Source organism: Haloimpatiens myeolchijeotgali (assembly GCF_042688525.2).
Lineage (GTDB): Bacteria > Bacillota > Clostridia > Clostridiales > Clostridiaceae > Haloimpatiens.
Genome location: NZ_JBHWAB010000001.1, coordinates 2951451 through 2975557, shown reverse-complemented (window position 1 = coordinate 2975557; position 24107 = coordinate 2951451). Strand labels below are relative to the sequence as shown.

Annotated in this window: 20 protein-coding genes; 15 read left to right on the top strand and 5 right to left on the bottom strand. The window is 27.3% G+C overall.

The annotated features are described in order from the left end of the window. Positions 1 to 61 precede the first annotated feature (61 nt). From ACFIJ5_RS13270 to ACFIJ5_RS13250, 5 genes are all read left to right on the top strand, one after another. Positions 62 to 1120 (top strand): uroporphyrinogen decarboxylase family protein, encoded by a 1059-nt coding sequence (locus ACFIJ5_RS13270; protein ID WP_379807798.1) that lies wholly within the window; start codon positions 62 to 64, stop codon positions 1118 to 1120. A 316-nt stretch (positions 1121 to 1436) separates the two neighbouring features. Further along, the gene (locus ACFIJ5_RS13265; RefSeq protein ID WP_379807796.1) at positions 1437 to 2441 is read left to right on the top strand and encodes a uroporphyrinogen decarboxylase family protein; all 1005 of its coding nucleotides are present in this window, start codon (positions 1437 to 1439) and stop codon (positions 2439 to 2441) included. Beyond that, positions 2442 to 2720 (top strand): 2Fe-2S iron-sulfur cluster-binding protein, encoded by a 279-nt coding sequence (locus tag ACFIJ5_RS13260; RefSeq protein ID WP_379807794.1) that lies wholly within the window; start codon positions 2442 to 2444, stop codon positions 2718 to 2720. It begins immediately after the preceding gene. A gap of 62 nt (positions 2721 to 2782) precedes the next feature. Then, positions 2783 to 4171, top strand: coding sequence for an ASKHA domain-containing protein (locus ACFIJ5_RS13255; protein WP_379807792.1), 1389 nt, complete (start codon positions 2783 to 2785; stop codon positions 4169 to 4171). Positions 4172 to 4319: 148 nt separating this feature from the next. Beyond that, positions 4320 to 5195, top strand: a complete 876-nt coding sequence (locus tag ACFIJ5_RS13250; protein WP_379807790.1) for a uroporphyrinogen decarboxylase family protein — start codon at positions 4320 to 4322, stop codon at positions 5193 to 5195. 274 nt (positions 5196 to 5469) lie between these two features. On the opposite strand, the gene ACFIJ5_RS13245 is transcribed toward ACFIJ5_RS13250, so the two are convergent. The 3 genes from ACFIJ5_RS13245 to ACFIJ5_RS13235 all read right to left on the bottom strand — a co-directional run bounded on the left by ACFIJ5_RS13245 (position 5470) and on the right by ACFIJ5_RS13235 (position 9379). After that, on the bottom strand, positions 5470 to 6765 hold the full coding sequence (locus ACFIJ5_RS13245; RefSeq protein WP_379807788.1) for a dicarboxylate/amino acid:cation symporter: 1296 nt from the start codon (positions 6763 to 6765) through the stop codon (positions 5470 to 5472). A gap of 493 nt (positions 6766 to 7258) precedes the next feature. Then, positions 7259 to 7651: a hypothetical protein gene (locus ACFIJ5_RS13240; protein ID WP_379807786.1), complete on the bottom strand. Its 393-nt coding sequence runs from the start codon at positions 7649 to 7651 to the stop codon at positions 7259 to 7261. Between the two features lie 147 nt (positions 7652 to 7798). Continuing rightward, positions 7799 to 9379, bottom strand: a complete 1581-nt coding sequence (locus tag ACFIJ5_RS13235) for a sodium:neurotransmitter symporter family protein (RefSeq protein WP_379807784.1) — start codon at positions 9377 to 9379, stop codon at positions 7799 to 7801. Positions 9380 to 9692: 313 nt separating this feature from the next. Between ACFIJ5_RS13235 and mnmH the strand changes: the two genes are divergently transcribed. From mnmH to ACFIJ5_RS13220, 3 genes are all read left to right on the top strand, one after another. Then, positions 9693 to 10730 carry a tRNA 2-selenouridine(34) synthase MnmH gene (gene mnmH, locus ACFIJ5_RS13230; RefSeq protein ID WP_379807782.1) on the top strand — a complete coding sequence of 346 codons (1038 nt, stop codon included), beginning with the start codon at positions 9693 to 9695 and terminating at the stop codon, positions 10728 to 10730. A gap of 239 nt (positions 10731 to 10969) precedes the next feature. Then, a complete protein-coding gene (locus tag ACFIJ5_RS13225; RefSeq protein WP_379807780.1) occupies positions 10970 to 12679 on the top strand; it encodes a methyl-accepting chemotaxis protein in 1710 nt (569 codons plus the stop codon). A gap of 404 nt (positions 12680 to 13083) precedes the next feature. After that, entirely contained in the window at positions 13084 to 13581 is a 498-nt protein-coding gene (locus ACFIJ5_RS13220) for a hypothetical protein (RefSeq protein ID WP_404660613.1), read from the top strand. 73 nt (positions 13582 to 13654) lie between these two features. Here the strand turns inward: ACFIJ5_RS13220 and ACFIJ5_RS13215 are convergent, their stop codons facing one another. Next, positions 13655 to 14350, bottom strand: a complete 696-nt coding sequence (locus tag ACFIJ5_RS13215; protein ID WP_379807776.1) for a metallophosphoesterase family protein — start codon at positions 14348 to 14350, stop codon at positions 13655 to 13657. Between the two features lie 177 nt (positions 14351 to 14527). Here ACFIJ5_RS13215 and ACFIJ5_RS13210 point away from each other — a divergent pair, with 177 nt between their 5' ends. The 5 genes from ACFIJ5_RS13210 (at position 14528) to ACFIJ5_RS13190 (ending at position 18747) form a co-directional block, all read left to right on the top strand. Then, complete coding sequence (locus ACFIJ5_RS13210; RefSeq protein WP_379807774.1) at positions 14528 to 15088, top strand: class I SAM-dependent methyltransferase; 561 nt, start codon at positions 14528 to 14530, stop codon at positions 15086 to 15088. Between the two features lie 97 nt (positions 15089 to 15185). Then, positions 15186 to 15896, top strand: a complete 711-nt coding sequence (locus ACFIJ5_RS13205; RefSeq protein WP_379807772.1) for a response regulator transcription factor — start codon at positions 15186 to 15188, stop codon at positions 15894 to 15896. Continuing rightward, on the top strand, positions 15886 to 17574 hold the full coding sequence (locus ACFIJ5_RS13200; protein ID WP_379807770.1) for a sensor histidine kinase: 1689 nt from the start codon (positions 15886 to 15888) through the stop codon (positions 17572 to 17574). Before ACFIJ5_RS13205 ends, ACFIJ5_RS13200 begins: the two co-directional genes overlap by 11 nt. Before the next feature lie 29 nt (positions 17575 to 17603). Continuing rightward, positions 17604 to 18158, top strand: a complete 555-nt coding sequence (locus tag ACFIJ5_RS13195; protein WP_379807768.1) for a hypothetical protein — start codon at positions 17604 to 17606, stop codon at positions 18156 to 18158. A 352-nt stretch (positions 18159 to 18510) separates the two neighbouring features. Next, positions 18511 to 18747, top strand: coding sequence for a DUF1292 domain-containing protein (locus ACFIJ5_RS13190; protein WP_379807766.1), 237 nt, complete (start codon positions 18511 to 18513; stop codon positions 18745 to 18747). Positions 18748 to 18801: 54 nt separating this feature from the next. Here ACFIJ5_RS13190 and ACFIJ5_RS13185 read toward each other — a convergent pair whose 3' ends face one another. Beyond that, the gene (locus tag ACFIJ5_RS13185; protein WP_379807764.1) at positions 18802 to 19866 is read right to left on the bottom strand and encodes an HD-GYP domain-containing protein; all 1065 of its coding nucleotides are present in this window, start codon (positions 19864 to 19866) and stop codon (positions 18802 to 18804) included. 641 nt (positions 19867 to 20507) lie between these two features. Here ACFIJ5_RS13185 and ACFIJ5_RS13180 point away from each other — a divergent pair. Then, a complete protein-coding gene (locus ACFIJ5_RS13180; protein WP_379807762.1) occupies positions 20508 to 22028 on the top strand; it encodes a phosphohexomutase domain-containing protein in 1521 nt (506 codons plus the stop codon). A gap of 655 nt (positions 22029 to 22683) precedes the next feature. After that, positions 22684 to 23775 (top strand): glycerol dehydrogenase, encoded by a 1092-nt coding sequence (locus ACFIJ5_RS13175; RefSeq protein ID WP_379807760.1) that lies wholly within the window; start codon positions 22684 to 22686, stop codon positions 23773 to 23775. Positions 23776 to 24107: the final 332 nt, after the last annotated feature.

Genomic DNA, 24107 nt, shown 5'->3' with positions numbered 1-24107 from the left:
TTTTACATTTAAATAAAGACTAATTGTGAATTGTTTACAAAGAGCATAGGGGGAAATATTTATGTACATAAAGCCAGATCAAATGACACCAAAAGAAAGAATGGAAGCTTTTTCAAAGGGAGAAGAAATTGATAGAATTTTATGTATGCCTCAAATGGGAGTAACTATGGCACCACTTATGGGAATAACTACTCATGAATATTATCATTCAGCAGAAAGAATGGCAGAATTAGAGATGTTTTTATTTAATAAGATAAGACCTGATAGTGTAGGGGTAGGGACTACTCTAAGAGGGGTTGCAGAGGCTTTAGGAAGTAAGGTGGGTTATCCTGAAAATGGTATATCTTATTTAGAAGAACCTGTTTTAAAAGATATAAGAGAAGCTGATAATTTAGAACCAGCAGATCCATATAAAGATGGAAAATTACCTTTATGTATAAAGGCTTTAAAAATTGTAAAAAAAGAATTAGGAGATTTAGTTGATGTTGGAAGTGATATTGCAGGACCTTTTAGTGCAGCAGCTGCAGTAGTAGGAACAGATAAATTATTAAGGGCATTAATAAAGTATCCTAAAAAACTTCATACTCTTTTAGAAATTGTAACAGAAAGTAATCTTAGAATAATAGAAGCTTTTGCAGATATAGGAGTAGGTTTATGTATGTCTGACCCAGTAGCTTCTTCAAGTTTGATAAGTGTTAAACAGTTTAGAGAGTTTGCTATGCCTTATGAGAAAAAGTGTATAGGTAAAATGAGAGAACTTACAGGAAAGGGTTCTAGTATACATATGTGCGGTAAAAGTAAAGAGATATGGGAATCTTTATTAGAAACGGGAATTACTACTTTAAGTATAGATAATGCAGAAGATATGGAAGAAGCTAAGAATTTAATAGGGGATAGAGTTTGTATAGTAGGTAATGTAAAACCTGTAGATACTATGAAAAATGGGACTGTAGAGGATGTTATGAATGAAGCAAGAGAATGTATTAATAAAGCTCATGATAGCAAAAAAGGTTTTATTTTAAGTACTGGATGTCAAATACCAATGGGAGCACCTATAGAAAATATTCAAGCGTTAATGAACGCTGCAAAAATTTATGGAAGCTACCCTATAAAAAGATAGTTGAAAGATATTTACTCAACTTTCGCAGGTAAAAAATAGCCGCTGCGGGAAATGATATCTTGCTCAGAAACCATTCACTTCAGTAACAAGTTCTAAGCTTTACTCATATTGAAAAAAGATTTTTTAATTAATATTCCGTAGGAATCAGTAATTTAAAAATTACTTTTTTCAAATTCGTAAAGCTAAGAACTTGTAAACTTTGTTCAAATGTTTCTTACGCAATATATCATTTCCCTTCGCTAAGAAGTATTTTTTTACTGTGGAAGTTGAGATATTTGGTAACTTGATTTTCAATAAAAAGAAGGTGGTGAATGTTGTGAATCAAAAAGATAGATTGTTAAAAGCTTTAAATGGACAAAAAGTTGATAGACCACCAGTTATTTGTCCTGGAGGTATGATGAATGCAGCTGTTACAGAGGTTGTAGAAAATATAAGTAAAAATCACAATGTAGATGTAGATTCTATGGTAGAAGCTGCAAAAAAAGTATATGAGATAACCGGCTTTGAGAATTATGGAGTTCCATTTTGTATGACTGTAGAAGCAGAGCCATTGGGTGTTGAATTGGATTTTGGAAGTAAAATTGTAGAACCTAGAGTAACAGAATATAATAAAAATCAATTAGAATACATAATGAAAAATTATAAAGTTAATCCTTTAAAGGACAAAAGAATGCCAGCGGTTATAGAAGCTGTAAAAAGACTTAAAAATGATGATATACCTGTAACAGGAAGTATAACAGGTGCCATAAGTACTGCAACTTCTGTAGTAGATCCTTTAGGATTAATAAAAATGTTTAGAAAAAGTCCAAAGGAAGCTTATGAATTTATAGATTATGTTAATGATTATACTATAGAATATGCTGTAGAGCTTGTAAAAGCAGGAGCAGATGTTATTGCTGTAGCTGATCCAACTGCTACTGGAGAAATATTAGGAAAAAGAAATTTTGATAAATTTGCATCTCCAATGTATAAAAAACTTATTAAAGAAATGCATAAATTCAATGTACCTGTAATTATTCATATTTGCGGTAATACAAAAAATATAATTGAAAGTTTGAATGAAATAGGTGCAGATGCGGTAAGTTTTGATTCCATTGTAAATATGAGATTAGCAAAGTCAAAATTAAAAACAAGACTTATGGGAAATATTAATACTCAACTTCTTCATACAGGAACAAAGAAAAAAATAATTTCAATAACAAAAAATTGTATTGATTCAGGAGTAGATATAGTTTCACCTGCTTGTGGCTTAAGTATGGCAACACCAATTGAAAATTTAAAAGCTATGACAGACTTTGTTAAAGGAAAGGAAAGTTTATAAATGGCTAAAGTAATTTTTAAAAATGAAAGTATAACAATTGATGCAGATATAAATACTACTTTACTTAATTGTATTAAAAGGGCAAAGCTGCAAATAGAAACTCCATGCAGCGGCATGGGTATATGTGGCAAGTGTAAAGTTATAGCTGTAGGAGATTTATATCCACCAACGGATGAAGAAAAGAAATTTATAGATGAAAGTAAAAATGAAAGATTAGCATGTCTTGCAAAAATTAAAGGAAATGTAGAAGTAGAACTTATTAAATCTCAAAAAAACTAAAAACTATAAATAGAGGATATTGTATAGATGTAGATATAGATAGTCCAGTAAGAGTGGTTAAATTGCCCAAAATAGAAAAAAAGAAAGCTTCTCCATATGTAGAAAATTTAAATTATATTATTTCTTCTATAAATCTATATGAGAAAATAGGAAAAATAGAGGAAGAGGAATATTATGATAATCTTTATGGAGTTGTTAATGAAAATAATTTATTAGATGCAGGGAATAAAATTGATAATATATTAGGAATTGCAATAGATATAGGAACAACGGGGATTTCATATTATTTAGTAGATTTGCAAGACGGAACGGTAATAAATAGGGTTTCTTCATTAAATCCTCAAACTGAATTTGGTGGAGATGTTTTAACAAGAATAACTTATTGTATGAATAATGAAAATGGATGTAAAGAATTAAAAGATACTATAATTAAGGAAATAAATAAAAGTATAAATAAAATCATAGGAAATAAATATACTTTGAATGATATATATAATGTTGTTATTGCAGGAAATACAACTATGATGCATTTAGTTTTAGGAGTTTCACCGATATCTTTATCCAAAGCTCCATATAGACCAGTTTTCTTGAATTATTTTAATTCAAATGCTTATAAATTAGGTATAAATATAAATAAAAATGGAATTGTTACAATTTTACCTTGTGCTTCTGCATATGTAGGTGCAGATATTTTGGCAGGGGTTGTAGCATCAGATTTTCAAAACAAGGAACATTCTTCAATATTTGTGGATATAGGAACAAATGGGGAAATTGTAGCTATTTCCAAAGGTAAAATGGCAGCGACATCTACTGCGGCAGGTCCAGCGTTAGAAGGTATGAACATTTCTTGTGGATGTAGAGCAGAAGAAGGAGCTATAGATTCTTTTAGTATAAGTGAAGACTTTAATATTTCTTATACAACTATAGGAAATTGTGAAGCTAAAGGAATATGTGGTAGTGGACTTATTGATATAGCTGCAGCTTTGGTTAATAGAAAGATAATACTTAAAAGTGGAAAGCTCAATAAGAATTTAGACGAACGAGTAAAAGATAGATTAGTAGATAAGAAATTTTATTTAACAGATAAAATTTATATTTCTCAAAAGGATATAAGGCAAATACAGCTTGCAAAGGGTGCTATTGCATCTGGAATAACAATGCTTTTAAAGGAAATAGGGATTTCTATTGATGAAGTGGAAGAGGCTGTAATTGCAGGTGCTTTTGGATATCATATTAATGGAGAAAGTATAAAAACTATTGGAATTATACCAAAAGGTTTTAAGGGTAAAGTAACTTTTGTAGGAAATTCTTCTGTAGAAGGTGCAAGATTAGCTCTTATAAATAAGGGATGTTTAAGTGAAATGCAGAGATTAAAAGGTGATATAAAAATTTTAGAATTATCTACTGATGATGACTTTCAAAAGCATTTCATAAAAGAATTAAATTTTTAATTCAGCTTTTGCATATGAAAAATAGCCGCTGCGGGAAATGATATCTTACTCAGAAACCTTTCCCTTCGCTAGGCAGTATTTTTGTACTGCGAAAGTTGAGATTTTTGATTATTTTCAAATAAATAGAGGTGATTGCTTGAAAAATAAAGTGGAATTTAAATGTGTTAGTGATGAGTTTGAAAAAATACCATATGAGGTAGTAGAAAGTACAGGACTTAAATTTCCAGAGGCGCATACTAAAACTCAGTATATAACAACTTTATCAAGGGCATTAAAGGAATATAAGAAAGATGCAATTTGTAGAGTTCCGTTTTGTAATACAGTAGAAGCGGAGGCTTTTGGAGGAAATATAAAACTCGGAGATTATAAAGTTGGACCAAGAGTTTCACAATATTTAATTAAAAGTATCGATGATTTTAAGAACATTAAAGAAATTGATTTTACCAAAGGTAGAATAGGAGAAGTGCTGAAGTCTATTGAAAAATTAAGACAAGCTGGTGAGATAGTTTGTTTAAATGTAGAAGGATCTTTTACTATTGTATCTTCACTTATGGAACCTAGAGTGTTTTATAAAGCATTGAGAAAAAATAAAGATGAAGCTGAAAAGTTATTAAAAGTTGTTGAAGATAGTATTGTAAAATATATTTTAGAAGGAATTAAAAGAGGAGCTAATATTATATCCTATGGTGACCCAGTAGGAACTATAGATATTGTTGGACCTAAAGTATACAAAGAAGTTAGTGGTAAAATTACATATAACATATTAAAAAGAATAGAAGATAAGCTTGAATGTAGTATAGTTCATTTGTGTGGTAAAATTTCTACATCTCTCGAAAACATTGATCTATTGCAAGTTGAACCTATAAAATATGATGATAGCCTTACATATGGAGAGGCATTAGTAACTCTAATAAACAAAAATAATAATAATGTTAAATTTATAGGACATTGGTGTATAAAAAGAAGTCCTGTGAAGAAAAAAGAAAATGTGATTTGGAATGTGAAACTAAAAAAAGAACATTAGATCATGTATTTTGTCTTAAGGCAAAATTTCCTTATTTGTTCTTTAAACTTTGTACTTTATACTTTACCTAAATGCATATTGCCAGTAAATAAAAATTGTATAAGAATAGGAATCTTAGAGCACGTTATGGAAGTGAAGGATTCATATTCTTATACTTATTTTTATTTACTGGTTGCATATACTTATGGCAAGAAGTGAAAAGTTTTAGAGCAATATATCATTTTCCGTAGCGATTGTTTTTCACCTGCGAAAGTTGAGTTAATGAATTCTTGTACTACTCGCTAAAATTTACTTGAAGGCTTTCTTCGTTAGCGAAGAATATTTCTTCATCGACTTCATTTTCACTTTTAGCAACTGCAAGAGTTACAACAGTGTCACCTGTTACATTTACAACTGTACGACACATATCTAATATACGGTCAACTCCTATAATCATAGCAATTCCTTCAACAGGAAGACCTATAGATTCAAGTACTAAAGTAAGGGTAATCATACCTACACCTGGTACGCCAGCTGTACCTATTGAAGCAAGTGTTGCTGTTAAAATTACAGTCAATAATTGAGGAATAGTTAAATTCATATTATAAATTTGTGCTATGAATACAGTAGCAACACCTTGCATTATAGCAGTACCGTCCATATTTATTGTTGCTCCTAGTGGAAAAGTAAATCCTAATATACTTTTATTAACTCCAAATTTTTTCTCAACTGTTTCCATAGTAACAGGTAATGTTGCATTAGAACTAGAAGTACTAAATGCTAATGTCATAACTGACCAGAATTTTTTAAAGAATACAATTGGATTTAGTTTTGTAAATATCATTAAAGCACCAGTGTAAACAAATATTAGATGAAGAGCTAGTGCAAGAAGTATAGTCATCATGTAAAGTGCAAGATTTAAAATTGATGATAGCCCAAGAGTGGCTAATACTTTTGAAATTAAGCAAAATACTCCTAAAGGAGCTAATTTCATAACAAAATCAATCATTTTAAGAACAGCATCATTAAGTGCATCAAAGAAACTTAATATAATTTTAGATTTTTCTTTCTTTATACTTGTAACTGCCATTCCTAAAAGTATACTAAATACTATAACTTGAAGCATATTTCCTTCAACCATAGCTTTCAAAGGATTTGTTGGAACCATATTTACCAATATTTCAGTGAAAGGAACAGATTCTTTTGCTTTAAAAGCAATATCTGCAGCTGGAAGTGAAGCGTTAGCTCCAGGGTTTATTAATAATGCTAATCCTAAACCTATAGTAATAGCAATTGAAGTTGTGATGAGGTAAAAACCTACTGTTTTACCACCTACTCTACCTAGTTTTTTCAAATCACCTATTTGAGAAATTCCATTAACTAAAGAAACAAATACCATTGGAACTACAAGCATTTTTATTGCATTTATAAATATTTTCCCAACAGGTGCAAAAAAGTATGCTTCCATTGGAGTATATATACTATTTGGTAATATTGCAATTTCTTTATTAAATAAAAGTCCCAGTATCATTCCTAATACCATTGCTATTAATATTTTTGTAGAAAGTTTTAAGCTTTTGTATTTTTTCATTTAATGACCTCCTTATGTATAATGAATTTTATGTATCAATGTACTTTATGTGTATTGCCAATTTAAAGTAAATTCTATTGGCAAAGAATTTCGTTTATTATAATAGAATAAGTACAGCATGTATTATAGTATAGCAAAATAAAAGATTAAATTCAAGGAAAATTTTCAGAAAATAGCATAATGAATAAAATAAATTGCAGAATTAGAAAAACATATGGACTTTTTAATAAAAAATGGAAAATCAATAAACGATTATGACATATCAGATAGATAAACGATTAATTGGCACCATGGGTTGAAAGAATATGATATAAATGAAATTATTACGTTGCAATATTGCATTTATGGTGGCAAACATATTTTACTAAGTTGAATTTATCCATAAATATATCTCTACGCATTTATTACTTATGGAATATAGTAAAATATAAAAAAGTTTTCCAAATGATTTTGGAAAACTTTTTTTATGGAATATGTGCTTTTGTTCTTTATCTTATTGAAATGATTTTCTATATTTCATTAATTTTAAAAATACAATTATAGATAATGCTAACATTATAATACTAATAGAAAAACTTCCTATAGTAATAAATTTAGCAGTAGTAGAAGATATATGAAAAGAAGTACTTAATCTAACAAATTCGTTATTTAAATTATTAACTATACTTAAAAAATATTTTATCCAAATTACTGATAGAGATAAAAATATAGGAAGCAAAGCTAATGCAAGAAGATAACCACTTTTCTTATAACTTTTTAATCCATTTAAGGTCATGTATATAGGAATAATAAAGATTATAGGAAATATAAATCCTAAAAATTGTGAGGATAATGCTAAAAATAATGCAGAGAGTATAGTAAAATAAAAAGCAATATTTCTTTTCAAAGTATCACCTACTTTCTTAGATTCATAAACATATTATTTTTGATGTTTTAATAAAGATCTTAGTGTAAAAATTACTGATGATAATATACTTAACCATATTATACCCATAAATAGCATTCCAGATTTACTCATAGATAATCCTCCTAATTATTTTATTATCAATACTTTATTTTCTTCAATTTCTTTTGAATATTTATTTTTTATGCTTCTATAAGTTCCAATAAAACCTAAGATAAATATGAATATAAGTACAAGTCTTGCACCATTAACCCAAGGTACTAAATTAGGTGTATCTTTAACAAAATTAGGAATAAGTTTAAAATAACCTTCCTTTATATAATCTATAGTAGAACCTAAAAGTATAATTATTATTGTAATAGGAGTTACAAATCTTATCATGACAGTATATAACCACTTAGGTGCTTTAAAATAAGCCCCTCTATTTATTTCATCAATAGGGTTTCCTTTCATAAGCCATCCTGTTGCAATAACTTCAATTAATCCCATAACTACAAGAAGATAAGTTCCAACCCAATTGTCTAGTTCTGTGAAATATGAAAGAGTTGCTGTTTTAGTTAAAATTGGTTCTAAACATACTGGAAGTCCAACCACAATATATGCTGTAAATACTAATAAAGAAGATTTAGATCTAGAGAAGCCAAATTCTTCTTGAAATATGGAAACTAAATAGTTATACATTGCTATTGCAGAAGTAAATCCTGCAAAGAATAATATTAGAAACCAAAGAGTTCCAAGTACTTTTCCACCAGCCATAGTTCTAAATATGTTTGGAAGAGAGATAAAAGAAAGTCCTATAGATTGACTTAAACCTTCAGGTCCCATAAAAGCGTAAGTTATAGGGATAGCGATAGTTCCACCAAGAATTACCTCAGCAAATTCATTAAGAGAAATTGTACATAATGCAGAATTTACGATATCATCATCTTTCTTTAAATATGAAGCATAATTTTGAATGATTCCCATACCTATGGATAAAGTGAAAAAAATCTGTCCACTTGCAGCTAGAGCTGTTTTGAAATTTAAATCACCCCATCTAGGAGTCCAAATGTAACTTAGGCCTTTTAAAGCTGACCAATCTGGTTTTACAGGAGTACCTAAAGTTAAAGTTTTTATTATAAGTACAAAAGAAAATATATATAATACAGGCATCATTAATTTTGCCCAAGCTTCAATACCTTTTTGAATACCTCTTGTTACTGCAAAAGCTAAACAAGATAAACTTATTATCCAAAATAGAAATACATATTTAGGATTTTGAATATAATTTACGAAAAATTGAGCTGTTGATACTGATTTGTCTGCATAACCACCTGTTGCAGATAAGAAACTGTACCCTAATGTCCAACCTATGATGTGATTGTAGTATGAATTAACAAGAAGAGTAACACCAATTATTATCATTCCACATATTGACCCTAGTATGATTGCTTTTTTTGGTTTTAACCTTTCTCTTGACTGTAAGTATATCATATAACCTACAGTTCCATGTCCATATCGTCCTCCTAGTCTTCCCTGCATCCATTCTACTAGAGTTATTGGAATACCTAATAATAAAAGTGCTATAATGTAAGGTATCATGAATGCTCCTCCACCGTTTTTGGCAGCTTGATAAGGAAATCGCCAGAAGTTTCCTAATCCAATTGCATTTCCAGCCATTGCAAGGATAAGTCCTAATTTTGATCCCCAATTTTCTCTTTTATTATCCATATATTTGCCCCTTTCTCTTTTTAAATATTGAAAATAAAATGAATAATTTCCGAAGAAGTATTGCATAATCAATTACGAATTATGAATATCTTATCATAAACATGATATATATGCAATTATAAATAAATAATTATGCAATTATCAAATAATTATTTCCAAATTTAAACGTTTAAAGTTCTACATTATAACATATATACAATAAATTTTTAGTAAAATCCAAAAATTAAGTTAATATAAAAAAGTGTTAATTTCTAAAACAAATTAATGTATAATAGATAAAGTAAATTTACATTAAAAACTATAGGAGGACATGATGGTTAAAGATATAGACTATAAAGATTTAGATGGGAAATATGTATTAGTAGATTTAAGAAGTCCAAAAGAACATGAAGAATATACCATACCTGGATCAGTGAATGTTCCAATATTGGATAATAAGGAAAGAGAAGAAGTTGGTACTGTGTATGTAAATGAAAGTGTTAAAAAAGCAAAAAGAATGGGTGTGGAAGCAGTATCAAATAAATTACCACAAATATATGATAAAATTTTAGAATTAGAAAAACAGTATGGGAAAATAGTATTTTTCTGTGCAAGAGGTGGACTTAGAAGCTCTGTTTTAACAATGCTTATGATGAGCTTAGGAGTAAAAGCTTGTAAATTAAAGGGTGGATACAAAGGATATAGAGCGTTTATAAATAGTGAACTTCCTAAAGTAAATGAAAAAGTTAACTATATTGTTGTTCATGGAAATACTGGGTTAGGTAAGACTAGAATATTAAAAAAATTAGAAAAAGAAGGTTTTGAAGTACTTGATTTAGAAGGTTATGCTAATCACAGAGGATCATTACTTGGAAGTGTTGGTATTGGAAAGTGTAATTCTCAAAAACAATTTGAATCAAGCGTATATGAAAAACTTAAAAATCTCAAAAGTAATTATGTATTTGTAGAAGGTGAAAGTAAAAGAATTGGTAGAATACTTATTCCAGATTCCATTTACAATAATATGAAGAGCGGAAAACATATTTTGATACGAGGAGATATTGATTATAGAGCTAAAATAATAGTTGAAGAATATACAAAATGTGAAAATTGTCAAGAACAGATAATAGAATCACTTTATAAATTAGAAAGATATGTAAATCATGATAGAATAGAAAAGTACGTAGAAATGGTAAAAAATCAAATGTTTTCAGAAGTAGCAAAAGAGTTAATGATAAAGTACTATGATCCTATGTATAAAAATGGAGAAAAGAAATATGAATATGATTTGACTTTAAATATAGATAATATAAATGAAGCATGTGATTCTATAATAAAATGGTCAGAAAAAAATTCAATAAACCGAAGCTAGTGAAATAAAAAATTCATTAGCTTTGTTTTTGCTTGAAAATAGTAGTAAAACAGTATATGATGTAAATAAAAAGAATAAAATGACGAAAAAAGATATATAGTGTATTTTTTCTAATAAATATATAAAATATGTAATATTTAATTAAAATGTAGGGGGCGATAAATATAATTGTATATTTAAAAAGTGTTAATAAAAATTAAATTACAAAAGTCAAAATAATAAGTTTTAGGAGGAGCTTTATGAAAAAAAGTATTAGAATGAAGTTAATAAGTACATTTGCAATATTAACTATTATAATTATAGGAATAGGTATATATTCTAATAAAATGCTTAGCAAAGTAAACGATAAATCTACTGAAATAGCTAATGGCTGGCTTTTAGGAATTCAATATTCTGAAAATGTAAATACTTTAACTTCAGATTTTAGAATATTAGAGTATGAACATATTATTTCTACTTCAAAGCAACAAATGAATCAAAAAGAAGAAGAAATGAAAATTAAAAATCAACAAATTGAGGGAAATCTTCAGAATTATGAAAAAACTATAAATAAAGAAAATGATAAAGAGATATTTAATACGGTAAAAAATCAATGGTCAAGATACCTTCAATTAAATGAAAAAATGATAGGGCTGAGTAGAGAGTTAAAAACAAAAGAAGCTATGGAAATAATGAATAATGAATCAAAAAAAGCTTTTGATACTGCTTCAAACGCTGCTTTACAATTAGTGAAATATAATAATCAAAAAGCAAAAGAAGCTAGTAATGCAGGTGATATAGAGTACGCCCAATCAAAAGTTATGTTTTTGATAATAATTATTATAGCTATAAGTGCTTCAATAACATTATCTTTATTATTGATTAAAGGAATTTTAAAACCTATAGGTGTACTAAAACAAGAACTTGAGAATTTATGTAAACAAGGTGGAGATTTAACACAAAAGATTGATATAGAATCTAATGATGAAATTGGAGAATTGGCATTAACTGTAAATAAATTCATAGAAAATATAAGACATATAATGGTTGAAGTAAATAATAATACTAATACTACTGTAAAAATCATAAATGAGGCTAATAAAGATATGGAAGATTTAAATGAAGGAGTAGAAAATGTTCTTTCTACTACAGAAGAAATAGCTTCAGGAATGGAAGAAACAGCAGCATCTACAGAAGAAATGAATGCATCTGCAAGTGAAATTTCAAATGTTATTGAAAAAATCACACATAAAATAGAAGAAGGAACTGAGTCAGCAAAAGAAATCAATGAAAGAGCAAAACAATTAAAAGGTAATGCAGTAGATTCTAAGGATGAAGCAGATGGAATATATATAAAAGCTAAAGAAAAGTTAGAAAGAGCTATTGAAGAATCTAGGGTGGTAGAACAGATAAATATTCTTTCAGATACTATATTACAAATATCATCACAAACTAATTTATTAGCATTAAATGCAGCAATTGAAGCGGCTAGAGCAGGGGAAGCTGGAAGAGGATTTTCTGTAGTAGCAGATGAGATAAGAAAATTAGCAGAACAATCTAATTGTACAGTTACAGAAATACAAAATGTTACAAATAAAGTTGTATTAGCTGTTGAGAATCTTTCAAATGGTGCATTAGAAATTTTAAAATTCATGGATACTAAGGTAATACAAGATTATAAATCTTTAATTAATACAGGAGATCAATACAGTGAAGATGCAGTATTTATATATGATTTAGTAGTTGAATTTAGCAATAGATTAAATGAAGTATCAGAATCTATAGAAAGTATATTAAAAACAATAGATGGTGTGACTTTAGCTACAAATGAAGGGGCAGAAGGCACTAATACGATTAATGATAAATCAATGGCTATTGCTGAAAAATCAAGTAGTGTAATTGAACAAATAAATTTAGCCAAAGATAGTTCAAATGAACTTTCTAATGTTGTATCTAAATTTAAAATATAATAATTAAAATTCAAATTTGCAAGGCGAAAATATTCGCTGCTGGAAATGATATATTGCTCGGAAACCTTTCACTTCACAAAGTAATTCTAAGGTCTAAAAATTTATTATTACTAAAAAACTCAAACTCGCTACACTCAAACAATGAGTTTTTCTTAACGTAATAATAAATTTTTAGACCAAGAATTACTAATTGTTTGTTCAAATGTTTCTTACGCAATACACCATTTCCCTTCGCTAGGCAGTATTTTTATACTGAGAAAGTTAAGTAATTAGATTGATGTATATTGATTTCATAAAAAATGTAAATAGTTCATTGGGTTTTATGTAATATATTGAATGTAAAATTATTTAATGTTAATATTTAATTAGTTTTAACTACTAAATAGTTTTAGGAGTTGATATATTTGAATAATAGGAAGAAATTTCTTTTTATAATTTTATTAGTACTCATTATTTGTATACCTATTATTGTTTTTAAATTTTTTTACCATGAACAAGGTACATTCTATGAATTAAAAATGAGTAAATATTATAAGAATAAAAAATTTAATACTATATTTGTTTCTAGAACTAAACCAAATAAAAATCAAAGTAATCCACAAATTATTGAAAATGAAAATTCAGAAAGAAGTTCAAAAATATTTAATTATTTAAATAAATTAAATCTTACAGAATATAAAAATAATGATAAATTAAGCAATGCAGATAGTAGAAAATCTAATAGTATATATAGGTTAGCTTTTGTATCAGATGATGATGGTACTATATTAGCTATTAGAATATATGACGAAAATCATATAAAACTATCTATTTCAGGTACACAAGGTTTACAAATAAGTAAATATTATAAAATAAATAATGTCACTATAAGTTCTGAAAAACTTGAAGAATTATTAAAATAGAAAAAGTATTGGCTATAATTATATAACCAATACTTTTTATTTGTTGGTAATATATGATTTGTGACATAAATATTTATTCAATTCCTGTTTCAATAGATTTTATGATTCTTTCAGGAAAATTTTTATCTTTCATATCTTTCATAGTTTTTGAGTAATCATAAGAAATTTCTATTATTTCTCCATGCATGTTATCTTCAGTTAATTCAATAATTGCATAGGTTGAATTAGGTCGTCCCATTTTAGGTTTACCAATACTGCCTTGGTTCAATAATAATTTATTACCATATTGTTTTATGTAAGGTATATGAGTATGTGCACAAATAAGTAAATCACCTTCAAATATATCCATAACTTCTTGTGCTTCTTTTGAATTTTCTTTTAAGTATTCATTTATTTTTCTAGGACTTCCGTGTACGAATTTTATATTTTTGTTGTTGTAGTTTAAGGTAATTTCTGTAGGTAAATTTTTTAAGTACAATTTATTTTCTTCAGTAAGATTTTCTACATTCCAAGGAAGTGAAAATTTATTTATTTCAGTATCCCTAATATAACTGAACTTGTTATCTACTACAGAAGCATCATAATTTCCCTTGATATTAAGGATATTTTCAGTTCTAATAAGATTTATAACTTCATTAGGGAAAGGACCATAACCTACTAAATCCCCAAGGCACACAATAGTATCTACATTTCTTTTTTTTATATCTTTAAGAGCATTTTCAAGTGCATATAGATTACCATGAATATCTGACATAACTGCTATTTTCACAAAAATCATCTCCATTCCTAGTTATACAATAATCATTTTATCATAATAAAATACAATAATTAGTTTTATTTTAAGAAAATATTAAGAAATATAAAAGATATTCTTAAGAAATAAAAAATAAAGTTTTAAGGAGTACCTCATATAATTAGAGTAAATTATATGAGAGGATGAGGAATAGTGGAGAGTGTAAAGTTTTTAAAACAGTTTATATGTAATCCTAGAAAAGTAGGGGCTGTATTACCAAGTTCTCAAAAGTTAGCAAATAAAATGGTAGAAAATATAGAGTTTGAAAAAGCAGAGTGTATTATAGAATATGGACCAGGTACAGGTGTGTTTACAGAAAAGTTAGTTGAAAGAAAAAAGGATGATACTATATTAATAGTTATTGAATATAATAAGAAACTTTGTGACATAATTCGTGATAAATTTAAAAATAAAAAAAATGTTTATATAGTTAATGATTCAGCTGAAAATGCTAAAGAATATTTAAATGATTTTGGTTTTAATAATGCAGATTATATAGTTTCAGGACTTCCTTTTACATCATTACCTAAAGATATGTCAATTAATATATTAAATATAACAAAAGAAATTTTATCTAAAGAGGGAAATTTTATAACTTTTCAGTATTCATTAGTAAAGAAAAATTTTATAGAACAATTTTTTACTGAAATACAATGTAAACGAGTAATTATAAATATACCTCCAGCATATGTGTTAAATTGTACAAATTATTAGTACAATTAGTGAATTTTACATTGGAACTCAATAGTACAAGTGATATACTTTTTATAGATTAGTATATTTATAATGATATGAGGGAGTAGATAGATGTATGGATAAAGAGAACATACTTATTGTAGATGATGATAAAGAAATAAGGAATCTTATAGAAATATACCTAAAAAATGAAGGATACAATACTATAAAAGCTAAAGATGGAATAGAGGCATTGAGTGTTTTACAAAATAATGAGGTGGATTTAATTATATTAGACATAATGATGCCTAATATGGATGGCATTGAAGTCTGTATGAAGGTAAGAGAAGAAAGAGAAATGCCGATAATAATGTTATCTGCTAAAAGTGAAGATATGGATAAAATATTAGGACTTACTACAGGAGCAGATGACTATGTAACCAAACCTTTTAATCCTTTAGAACTCATAGCTAGGGTTAAATCTCAACTAAGAAGATATAAAAAGTTTAATAATAACAGTGCAGATGAACAAGATATTCAAACTGAAGGAGTAATGGAAATAGAAGATCTAATGATTAATACTAATACTCATGAAATATTAGTAGATGGTAAAGATATAAAATTGACTCCTACAGAGTTTTCAATATTAGAACTTTTAGCAGAAAATAGAGGGATAGTGTTCAGTATAAGAAAAATTTATGAGGCAGTCTGGAAAGAAGAGTTTTTTGAAAATGACAATACAGTAATGGTTCATATACGAAAAATAAGAGAAAAAATAGAGGAAGACACTAGAAAACCTAAATACATAAAAACTGTTTGGGGAGTTGGATATAAAATTGATAAGTAAGTTAAAAAATAAATTTAAGAACAAGGATAAGGATAAAGCAATCAAAAATAAAGATAAAGATTTAAAGAAAAAGAAGAAGAGAAAAGGTCTTATAAAAAATTTCTATCATAAAATGAAAAGATTGTATTCTTATATATATCTAAAAATAACTTCTAATATTAGAATGGAGTTAATTGTAACGTCAGGTGTATGTTTTTTAATAGCATTAATATTTTTTAGATTTGCTAACCCATTTCTCTTAGAAAAAAATAGAACATCTGTAGTAGATTATAGCTATAGTGTTTCATCAATGAGAGAAGATATTGCAGATATAGGAAAGCAAATAAGTAATTTAACACAAGAAGAAATGTCGAGGGAAAATAGAGAAAATCAAAAAGAAAATAATCAAGAAAGTAATGAAGAAGATAGTGGGGAAACAATGTCATATGAGGAGAAATTAAAACAGAGAGTACAATCCTATAAACGAGAATATGAAAAAATTATTATTACAGATTTAAATGGAAAAGTATTATACAAATTTGGTGATATACAGGCTTCTCAGATTGATATGTATACTGTATTTAAAAATGCAATGGATACAGCTAATGTAAAGCAATATGAATGGGTACAAAACAAAGATTCCTATTATGACACATATCAAGGGACAGCAAGAGAATTTACTGGAGTATACCCAATTGAGTTAAAGGATAAGAAAGCATATTTAATATTAAATGGAGTACCTCAAGGTTCAATAAGAAGTTATCAACCAGATGGAAAATCTATACAAGCGGTATTGTTATCTGTAATTGTATTTATTTTAAGTTTTCTATTATTGACTAAGAAAAAAGTTAAATATATTGAAGAAATAAGCTTAGGAATAAGTGAAATTTCAAAAGGTAATTTGGATTATAGAGTTAATCAAAAAGGAAGAGATGAACTTTCATTGTTATCAAGTAATATAAATTTTATGGCAGGAGAAATCAAAGATAAAATGGAAAGAGAAAGAAGATCAGAAAAAACAAAAAATGAGCTTATAACTAATGTATCTCATGATTTGAGGACGCCTCTTACATCCATAATTGGATATTTAACTCTTATAAAAAATAAAAAATATGAAAATGAAAAACAAATGGAAGAATATTTAGATATAGTAAATAGTAAAAGTGAAAAATTAAAAGTTTTAATAGAAGAACTTTTTGAATATACCAAGTTATCTAATAAAGGAGTTACTTTAAAAAAAGAAACTATTTGTATTAATGATTTTATAAAACAACTTGTAGAAGAGTTCTATCCTATTTTTGAAGAAAATAATTTGAAAGCGGAAGAAGTATTATGTGAAGAAAGATTAATTGTAAATGTAGATATTGATAAAATACTTAGAGTTTTTGAAAATTTGATTATGAATTCAGTTAGATATAGTTATAAACCAGGAGAAATTAAAGTAAGTATGAAGAAGAAAGAGGATAAGGTTTTAATTTCAATTACAAATAAAGCAAAAGAGATAGCACAAGAAGATTTAGATAGAATTTTTGAGAGATTTTACAAAGTAAATAAGGCTAGAACACAGAATGATGAAGGAAGTGGATTAGGACTCTCTATAGCTAAAAGTATTATTGATTTACATGGAGGAAAGATTTATGCTAAGAGTCAAGGAGAGTTAGTAACTTTTAGTGTAGAATTATTGTGTGAACAAGATTAAAGTAATTCAGGGAGAGGGGACACATAAGAATGTTCAATTCAAATTATTTGTTTTATATTATAGCTGCTTTTATAGTTCTTTTTATAATTCTTGCTATAGTAAAGAAAGCTGTAAAATTAGTGATTTTTCTAATCATTTTATTGATGGGAGTTTCTGCATATAATATATTTATAAAAGGAGTATCACCAAAACAGGAGCTTAATAGTTACAAGATTGATATACAATATGGTAGAGAAATAAAAGATTATACGGTAAAAATTAAAACTTCTGTGGATAATATTAAAAAAGTGCTTGAAAGTGAAAAAATAGATGCGGAAAATATAAAAGTTATAAAAAATGAAAATTCAAATTTACATGAGTATGAAAAACAGATTGCAAGTTTAAAATATTCAAGTAAGCTTAAATTTTTTCATAGGGAATACTGTAAATATTTAAAAAAGATTGTGAATGGTTCTGATACCACATTAGAAGTAGCAAATGGTTCCCAAAACAAAAATATTAAGCTAGCTAAAGAGGTTATAGACAATCTAACATTAAGTATTGATAATTTAACAGAATTTAGTAAAGAAAAGATTGAGAACTAATTCAACTTTCGCAGATGAAAAATAGCCGCTGCAGGAAATGATATCTTGATTAGAAACCATTTACTTTAAAGATAATTAATAGTTAATAATGAATAATTAATAATTAAGGAAATTTTGCCTTAGGGCAAAATAACTAATATAATTAAAGATTTTTGCTAAAACAAAAATCAACATTCATTTTTAATTATTAATTTTTAATTGTTGTTAAATGTTTCTTACGCAATATATCATTTTCCTTCGCTAGACAGTATTTTTATATTGGTAAAGTTGAGTAATTAAGTAAATAAGAATGAATATATTTTGTAGCAATTACGCAAATTATATAGTGAATAAAAAAAGAGGAGCGATTGCTATGAATAAAACAGAAACAGTAACAATTTTAGATGAAAATGGTAATAAAAAAGAATTAGACATAATTGATATGCTTAATGTAGATAACAAGCAATATGTTATTGTATCTTCAAAAGGTTCAGAGGATGCTTACGCATATAGGGCAGAACAAAAAGGTAATGAAATAGAATACACGTCTATAGGTGAGGGACAAGAATTTAATAAAGTATTAGAGGCATATAATTCAAAACATGAATAAAATTAATAAACTCTGGATGGATTTTTTCATTCAGAGTTTATTAATTTTATTCTTTTATACTATATCAGTTATTGATAAATTATGTTCTTTAGATAAATCAATAAAGCTATTTTCAATTTGAACTAATGGTTTTGTAATAGTATTAATATTCATTTTTAATATTCTACCGACTTTTCCATTAGATAATTTTACTTTTTCACCTATATAATAATTTGAAACATGATTTAAGAATACAGAACAGAATTTAGTGTCTAATGAACTAAAAGATAAGTCCTTAATATTTTGTAATGCATATAGTGAACAGTGATTATTTTTACTATTTTTATCTGAAGTCATATTATCAAATTCATCAGCAATTGCTATTATTTTAGCAAATCCATGAATTTGAGTATCTTTAAGTTTTAGTGGGTACCCAGAACCATCTATTCTTTCATGATGCATAAGTATTCCTAATTGAATAGAAGTATCTATATAAGGAACCTTTTTCATAAGATTATATCCAATTATTGGATGCTTTTTCAAGATATCTGTTTCTTTTTTTGTAAGCGGTGTAGTTTTATTTAAAATTTCTTTTGAAAGTTGAGCTTTACCTATATCATGAAGCATTGCAGCATGTGTTAGAAGTACTAAATCTCTCTTTTTTAGATTAAGCCATCCTCCTAGCATAGAGCTTAAAGCAGCTACATTTACAGAATGTCTGTAAAGATATTCATCTAATTTTATAGGATCTACGATATTTTTTATAACCATACCATGATCATTCATTTTTGTTAATATATTTTCTGATAAAACTCGTACATGGTTCATGTTTGGCTGCACTTTATGATTTATGTTTTTAAAAATAGTTTTCATTTGTGTGCTAAATTCTGAAAGAATAGCTTCTGTTTCTTTATATCTTTTAACATAAGTTTCATCGGAGCTCTCATCATCTTCATTATTTTGTGATTTATATATAGGTACAAATGAGACAGGGTAAAGACTTCGGATTTTTTCTATGCTTTTAGCATTTAAAATGGTATCTTTACTTAAGAGCTTCACGTTGTTTAAAATCAAATCTTCTGCTAATATCATACCTTCTTTTAAGGTACTTGTAAGTAAATTTTCTATCTCTTTACTCATTTATGGTGCTGACTTTTTATTATTAATAAGCCAGCTTCCTCCCTCCTTGATAAACATAGTAAAAATATTATATTGAAAGTATATAGTCATGGAGCTTAAAATTAAAGTCCCATGTATGTAACAGTAGTAACTTAAATTTTAAGTCAAATAAAACATAGCTTCAGGTGAAGTTAGTAACTTCATCTGAAAGTTAGTTGAACTTATCTAGAAACGTGTCCACTCTTATCTTTTATTTATAGAAGATTAGAGTTTTAGAGTAGTTAGTCATTGGATAAATATTATTTTTATTCTGTAAAATTCAAAATAAGACACAATTTAATTATCGTATGAAAGAGTAAAAACATAACAATAATATGAAAAATATATTTAAATTGTTAAGTGTTAACACTTAACATATATCTTTTATAGAAGTTAGAGCTTGAGAAGAAGTTAGATATCAATTATATTTTGCAGTATTTAGTGTGTAAAAGCTGATTCAAAAAAATGTTACTTTAGTATGCAGAACAAATGTACAATTTTAACTTTCAATATTGATATTTATATATGAAAAAGGGTATAATTAAAAATATATTTCACATATCCTTAGTCATGTTTTATTTAGAATTTTATATATTTAAGCATATAACGGAGGAGGAATTAATTTGTTAAATCCATTGGATAAACTTATCAATGAAAACGATATAAGAGGAGTGGCACTTGAAGGTGTTGAAGGAGAAAGTGTAAATTTAACAGAAGACATGGTAAAAGTATTAGGTGCAGCTTTTGTGAAATGGTTATCAAATAAGAAACAAATAGATAAAAGAGATTTAAAAATATCAGTAGGAAGAGATTCAAGACTTTCAGGTGAAAAATTAAAAGATGCTATAATTGATGGTATTACAAATAATGGAGCAAATGTTTATGATTGTGGGCTAGCATCTACTCCGGCTATGTTTATGTCTACTGTTTTAGAAGGCTATGAGTATGATGGTGCAATAATGATAACAGCAAGTCATTTACCTTTTAACAGAAATGGATTAAAACTATTTACAAAAGAAGGCGCAATAGAAAAAAGTGATTTAAAGCAAATAGTTGATATAGCAAAGAGCGAAGCTGATTTAGTAAATAAACAGTGTGGAAGCGCTAACACAATAGACTTTATCTCTATCTATGCAAAAGTCCTAGTAGAAAAAATACGTGAAGGGGTAAATAGTAAGGTAGATAAATTACAACCACTTAAAGATTTTAAAATAATAGTAGATGCAGGAAATGGATGTGGTGGATTTTACGTAAATAAGGTTTTAAAAGAATTAGGGGCTAATACTTTTGGCAGCCAATTTATAGAGCCTGATGGAAGATTTCCAAATCATATTCCAAATCCTGAAGATGAAGAGGCTATGCATTCAATAAAAGAAGCTGTTATTAAAAATAAGGCTGATTTAGGAATAATATTTGATACGGATGTAGATCGCGCAGCAATTGTAGATAGTTATGGAAATGAGATCAATAGAAATAGATTAATAGCATTAATTTCTGCAATTATATTAGAAGAACATCCAAAAACAACTATAGTGACAGATTCTGTTACATCAGTAGGGTTAAAGCAATTTATAGAAGATATACATGGTGGAAAACATCATAGATTTAAGAGAGGATATAAAAATGTTATAAATGAGGCAATAAGACTTAATAAAAGTGGTGCAGAATGTCATATTGCTATAGAAACATCAGGCCATGCAGCTTTAAAAGAAAATTATTTTTTAGATGATGGTGCGTATTTAATTTCCAAGATACTTGTAAAAATGGCAAAACTTAAACATGAAAAAAATGAGAATTTACATGAACTTATAAAAGATTTAAAAGAAGCTAATGTGAGTGTTGAATATAGAATAAAAATAAAATGTGAAAATTTTAAAGACTATGGAACAAAGATACTTAATGATTTAGAAGAATATTGCACTAATAAAGAAGGATGGAAAATAGAAGTACCAAATTATGAAGGAGTAAGAGTAAAATGTGGTGATGCTTGGTTTTTAATGAGATTGTCATTGCATGATCCTGTTATGCCAATAAATTTAGAAACAAATTCACAGAAAGAAAAGCAGGATATATTGAAATGTCTTCTAGACTTTTTATCAAAGTATCAAGATTTAGATATTAGTGTATTAAAGAAAAACGCATAAAAAGTATAAAGTATAAAAAGTATAAAGTATAAATAAGGAAATTTTCACTTAGAGCAAAATCACTAATTATATAATATTTAAGATTTCTAATAAAGCAAAGATCAACATTTAGTATTTATTTTTGAAAATCCTACCTTATGTAGGCTGAAAAAGCATATATTGTGTAAAAAACATTTGAAAAAGGTTTAGAATTTCTTACCGAAGTGAAAGGTCTTTTATGCAATGTATGCCTTTGTTTTCTTTTAACTATTAACTGTTCTTTATTTCTGATCTCTTTATGTTTGTAACTTGTTATTTACCATTTGCCATTACTTATGTATTTCAGAATATAGTGTAAAGTATTCAAAAATATGTTAATAAATTAACAACTACTAGATTTTATATATAAAAAATATTGACTGATATAGAATATTTATAATATAATGAAGTTATTAGAAATGGTTTAAATTACTTGAGGCACATAAATAATTAGGTATATTATACAATATTTTTACTGAGGATATTTATGCATTGACTTGACTAAAATTTAACAATCTAACATTGCTTATTGTTACTATACAGAAAAAATAGTGTTTTTATGCATTGGTCTGTTTAGCATATATTTATTAGCTAAGTATAAAAATATAAGTATAAAAATATTAAGAGGTGATTGAAAATGGCTAAGATTATAATAGCTCCTGGAAAATATGTACAAGGAAAAGGCGAATTAAAAAATATATGCCGTCACACTAAATCATTAGGAAAATCTTTCTTATTTCTTGCTAGTGAAAATGGTATAAAGAGAAGTAAAAGTACTATAGAAGAAAGTTTTAAAGGCGAAGATGCAGAAATATTATTTGAAAAATTTAATGGTGAGTGTTGTAAAAATGAAATAGAAAGATTAGTGGAAGTTATAAAACAAAATCAATGTGATGTTGTCGTTGGAGTTGGTGGGGGTAAAATATTTGATACAGCTAAGGCTGTAGCTTATTATGCTAAAACACCAGTAGTTATTGTACCAACTATCGCTTCTACAGATGCTCCATGTAGTGCTCTTTCAGTTATATATACTGAAGAAGGGGTATTTAGTGAATATTTAGTATTGCCTAGAAACCCAGAAGTTGTATTAGTAGATACTGCTGTTGTTGCTAAGGCTCCAGCTAGATTATTAGTAGCAGGTATTGGAGATGCTTTAGCAACGTATTTTGAAGCAAAAGCTTGTTTTGAAGCAAATGCTTCAAATATGACAGGTGAAAAAATGACTAAAGCAGCTTTAGCTCTTGCAGAGCTTTGTTATGAAACATTATTAGAAGATGGGTTAAAAGCAAAATTAGCAGTAGAGAAAAATGTATGTACAAAGGCAGTTGAAAATGTTATAGAAGCAAATACATATTTAAGTGGAATAGGATTTGAAAGTGGTGGGCTTGCAGGTGCTCATGCAATACATAATGGTTTTACAGTACTAGAACAATGCCACCATTTATATCATGGAGAAAAAGTTGCTTTTGGTACTATAGTTCAATTAGTATTAGAAAATGCACCAATAGAAGAAATAGAGGAAGTAATTGAATTATGTTTAGAAGTAGGACTTCCAATTACTTTAAAACAAATGAATATAGATGAAGTGAAAGAAGAAGAAATAAGAAAAGTAGCAGAAGCATCTTGTGCAGAAGGAGAAACTATTCACAATATGCCATTTGAAGTTACTCCTGATGATGTGTATGCTGCAATATTAGCTGCAGATGAGATAGGAAAACTTTATATTTAGTAATGTAGTGAGTATAGGGCAGTAATACAAAGGGAATGTTTCAAAATAAAAAGATAATACAATATATTGATTGTTTTTAAATGAAGCTATTAATATATTGTGTTTAAAATCTATTTTGAGACAGTCCCTTTAATTTTAGTACATATTTATTATTTCAAAAAAGTATTTTTAAGAATTTTTTTATTTAATTTACTGTAAAATGCATAATACGCATATGAAATATGCAACAAATAATTATAAATCAATTAATGATTTGTTTTAAGATCTTTAATTATCACTAATTAAACATAGAAAAAAGTTATATATCAAATTTATCTATCGTTTGTTCATGA

Coding starts and splice junctions, on each gene's coding strand:
- ACFIJ5_RS13270 (WP_379807798.1), top strand. CDS start 62: ATGTACATAAAGCCAGATCAAATGACACCAAAAGAAAGAATGGAAGCT.
- ACFIJ5_RS13260 (WP_379807794.1), top strand. CDS start 2,442: ATGGCTAAAGTAATTTTTAAAAATGAAAGTATAACAATTGATGCAGAT.
- ACFIJ5_RS13245 (WP_379807788.1), bottom strand. CDS start 6,765: ATGAAAAAATACAAAAGCTTAAAACTTTCTACAAAAATATTAATAGCA.
- ACFIJ5_RS13235 (WP_379807784.1), bottom strand. CDS start 9,379: ATGGATAATAAAAGAGAAAATTGGGGATCAAAATTAGGACTTATCCTT.
- mnmH (WP_379807782.1), top strand. CDS start 9,693: ATGGTTAAAGATATAGACTATAAAGATTTAGATGGGAAATATGTATTA.
- ACFIJ5_RS13225 (WP_379807780.1), top strand. CDS start 10,970: ATGAAAAAAAGTATTAGAATGAAGTTAATAAGTACATTTGCAATATTA.
- ACFIJ5_RS13205 (WP_379807772.1), top strand. CDS start 15,186: ATGGATAAAGAGAACATACTTATTGTAGATGATGATAAAGAAATAAGG.
- ACFIJ5_RS13195 (WP_379807768.1), top strand. CDS start 17,604: ATGTTCAATTCAAATTATTTGTTTTATATTATAGCTGCTTTTATAGTT.
- ACFIJ5_RS13190 (WP_379807766.1), top strand. CDS start 18,511: ATGAATAAAACAGAAACAGTAACAATTTTAGATGAAAATGGTAATAAA.
- ACFIJ5_RS13185 (WP_379807764.1), bottom strand. CDS start 19,866: ATGAGTAAAGAGATAGAAAATTTACTTACAAGTACCTTAAAAGAAGGT.
- ACFIJ5_RS13175 (WP_379807760.1), top strand. CDS start 22,684: ATGGCTAAGATTATAATAGCTCCTGGAAAATATGTACAAGGAAAAGGC.